General features: G+C 46.9%; 3 protein-coding genes. 2 read left to right on the top strand and 1 reads right to left on the bottom strand.

Features of this window, described 5'->3' with window-relative positions; translation table 11 throughout:
- The coding region (locus tag RMO84_RS16770; RefSeq protein ID WP_310489578.1) for a hypothetical protein at positions 1 to 251 on the top strand (251 nt) is incomplete at its 5' end.
- Positions 252 to 432: 181 nt separating this feature from the next.
- Positions 433 to 1938 (top strand): DGQHR domain-containing protein, encoded by a 1506-nt coding sequence (locus RMO84_RS16765; RefSeq protein ID WP_310489577.1) that lies wholly within the window; start codon positions 433 to 435, stop codon positions 1936 to 1938.
- A gap of 176 nt (positions 1939 to 2114) precedes the next feature.
- Here RMO84_RS16765 and RMO84_RS16760 read toward each other — a convergent pair whose 3' ends face one another.
- The gene (locus RMO84_RS16760; RefSeq protein ID WP_310489576.1) at positions 2115 to 2780 is read right to left on the bottom strand and encodes a TMEM165/GDT1 family protein; all 666 of its coding nucleotides are present in this window, start codon (positions 2778 to 2780) and stop codon (positions 2115 to 2117) included.
- Between the last annotated feature and the right edge of the window lie 325 nt (positions 2781 to 3105).

Below are 3105 nucleotides of genomic sequence, written 5' to 3'. Positions count from 1 at the left end.
CAAGAAAAGTGTTAACTACGGTAGAAGGCATTTATCGAGATGGACAGATCGAGCTAAAGAGCTTGCCTAGTAATGTTGCTAACGAAGCTAGAGTAATTGTAACTTTTGTGGATGTTGATGTTGTCGATCTGGCGGATCGTGGAATCGATCGATCTCAAGCAGAGATATTACGCAATAACCTAGCCACATTTGCGGATGATTGGAACAGTATCTGCTATTTCTCGTGTCATCGGCTCGATTACCTACGTTAGGCTACGCCAACGATCTCGAAAACCTCCACACAAGTCTACGCCACACTTTTGGACTGTATGAAACTTGATTTAGTAATAGTTTATCGACAAATAAATCGTCTGTTAAGTTTTTAAAAACCTCTGGAGGCTGTGACGAGAAAGCTGTTAGTCTAGGTGCGGTAACTTCACTCAGCCGTTGACAATGCCAGCCAGCAAGATTCCCAGCATCCAGCCCCATGAAATTCTCGTCCAGCGCACTAGTATGGGTGGCAGCGAGGCATATATCGGCTCGGTCACGTTGCAATGGTTGGCCGATCGCGTAAAATATGCCTCGGAGATGAGTCTGTTATCAGAGCAACATCAGCCTCAAGATCGGAACATCGCAATCGATAGTGAGAGTATCGAAGTCAGCCAACAGCGTCCGCTCGACTGGAGCAGACAGGCGGCTTTGGTTCAATATTTAGCAGGACGAACCACCCACAAATTCCCACCTGTATTAGTTACCATCGACAGGCGTTGGGTGGATAATATGCATGCGGATGAGTGGGGTAGAGGTGGTAAGGCAACCGAATCGGCGGCGATATTTATGCCGATCGATGGCAACAATAGTGTCGGATTATTAGATGTGGGCGAATCCGTGCGAATATATGCCCTCGACGGACAGCATCGGTTGATGGGCATACAGGGGTTGATGGAGTTATTACGGACTGGGGAATTGCCTAGATATAATAAAGAGCGCAACCCAGTCGGACATAAAATTATCCTCAATGAACTGGGGACATCTCCAGAGTATTTGGAGAGTTTACCGCAGGAGACAATCGGGATTGAATTTATCTCAGCGGTGGTTAAAGGTGAGACACAACTGGAGGCGCGGCGGCGGATTCGATCGATCTTCGTCCATGTTAATCTGATGGCGATCGCGTTGAGTAAAGGACAATTAGCGCAACTCGATGAAAATGATGGCTTTGCGATCGTGGCGCGACAGATTGCCGTCAATCATCCGTTATTAAAAGATCTGCCCGGACGCAAACCGCGCGTAAATTGGGATAGTGCGACGGTGGCGACTAAGACTACCGTACTGACTACGTTGCAAGCTTTGCAAGATATGGCGGCTAAATATCTCCAATATCAGTTCCCGCATTGGAAACCCAAAGCCCAAAAAGGGCTAGTGCCATTGCGTCCCAATTCCACAGAGTTAGCAGCCGCAATAGCTGCTTTTAGTCGGTTGTTCGACAAGTTAGCTCAATTTACCAGTTATGGACGTTTGAACAGCGAAGATACTACCCAATTGCGCCGGTTTAGTTTTGAGCCAGGTGGTGGTGAGGGGCATATCTTATTTCGTCCCGTCGGACAGGTTGCCTTTGCCCAAGGGGTAGGGATGGCGGTTTTTAAAAAACAAATGGCTGAAACCGAGGTTTTGCGTAAACTCGATCGCTATGATACCGATGGTGGGTTTAGTCAGATCGATTTGCCTCAATCGCTGTGGTATGGCATTTTGTACGATCCGAACAAGAAACGGATTCTAGTCTCTGGGCGCGATTTGGCGGCGAAGTTAATTGTCTATTTATTAGGTGGCATCGATAATGATTTCGATCGAGCCGAACTCCGGCGTCAAGTTGCCGAAGCCAGAACGGTAGGGGCATATGCGATGAGTTTTGAGGGTAAATTAGTCACACCCAAAGAGGTTGGGTTGCCGCCAGTTTTATAGCAGTCAACCTGCGACTGAAGTCGCGGCTAATGTTGCAAAGTCCGCCTACGCGGACTAATCAGTCAGTCCGCGTAGGCGGCGCGCGCTCCTCGGCTTTGCCGAGGGTTGAGCGCGACAAGACAGCAGACTTTGCATCACGAGGAGTGGTTTTAACCACTTTTGAGTATAGCTAGCAACTACTTCCCACCAAAAACGAGTGAGACGATCGCCAGTAAGATAAATAATACTCCACCAATAATTGTAATCGTCCGCTCGGAGATATGACTGGCGATCGCCCGACCGCCAATTACGGCAATTAGCGCGCAGATGGCATGTCCGAGAGTGCCACCTAGCATCACCCCGATCGGTTCTTGACTGGCTGCTAAAGTAATCGTCGCAAACTGGGTGCGATCGCCCCATTCCGCCACAAATGTCAGGACACAACTCTCTAAAAAGATTTTCCAAGCCGTATTGCGCTGTTTGAATTTGCGTTCGCCCTCTTCAATTGCTTCTTCCGCTTCAGCCATCACTTCGATATCGGTAGCGACGGACATCGTGCGCGCAGAATACAGTAACTTAATCCCAAAGATGAGAAATAGTAGTGCTGCGACTCGCTCGATCGAGATTAAATTTAAAAAAGTCCAATTAGCAGGAAGATATCGCGCGATTAAACTTGGTAGTAAAATTAGCAATTCACCGATCGCTACCGATAAAACTGTCATTGCGGCCAGTGCCGTTACTACTCCGAAAAATACTGGCTTACGGGGATAACGGCTGGCTAAAATTACCGCCATAAAGAAAGTTTTATCGCCGATTTCTGATACTGTAATTAGGGATAGGGCGGCGGTGAATGCTTCTAACATGCAAATTTATTTGGATTTTAAACTGTTGGCAAATTCCACTGTCGATCGCGAGCTTTGGCGTAGCCTCTCCACCCGAAAATTATCATATTTGCTAACAGGAATATTGTACGATATTTAATTAAGACAGGGCATTATGACTCACTATTCAGTCATTTTCTATTCATTTTTACCTCACGATCGTGAATTGCTCTCTATGGTGAATGAAATCGTTCTGCCGATCTAGCTTGTAGGCTACTTGTCTTTTGGTGAATATATATTAAGCTAAGTATAAATACCTGCGAACGGCTTTGCTGTCACAGATCGCCCCCGTTTGTCGTTATAATAA

It is taken from the genome of Chamaesiphon sp. VAR_69_metabat_338 (assembly GCF_031423935.1).
In the GTDB taxonomy this organism is placed as follows: Bacteria; Cyanobacteriota; Cyanobacteriia; order Cyanobacteriales; family Chamaesiphonaceae; genus Chamaesiphon.
The sequence above is the reverse complement of the archived record's forward strand: the minus strand, read 5'-3'. Positions and strand labels throughout refer to the sequence as shown.

Excerpts from the sequence above, each read along its gene's own strand:
- RMO84_RS16765 (WP_310489577.1), top strand. The coding sequence starts at position 433 with ATGCCAGCCAGCAAGATTCCCAGCATCCAGCCCCATGAAATTCTCGTC.
- RMO84_RS16760 (WP_310489576.1), bottom strand. The coding sequence starts at position 2,780 with ATGTTAGAAGCATTCACCGCCGCCCTATCCCTAATTACAGTATCAGAA.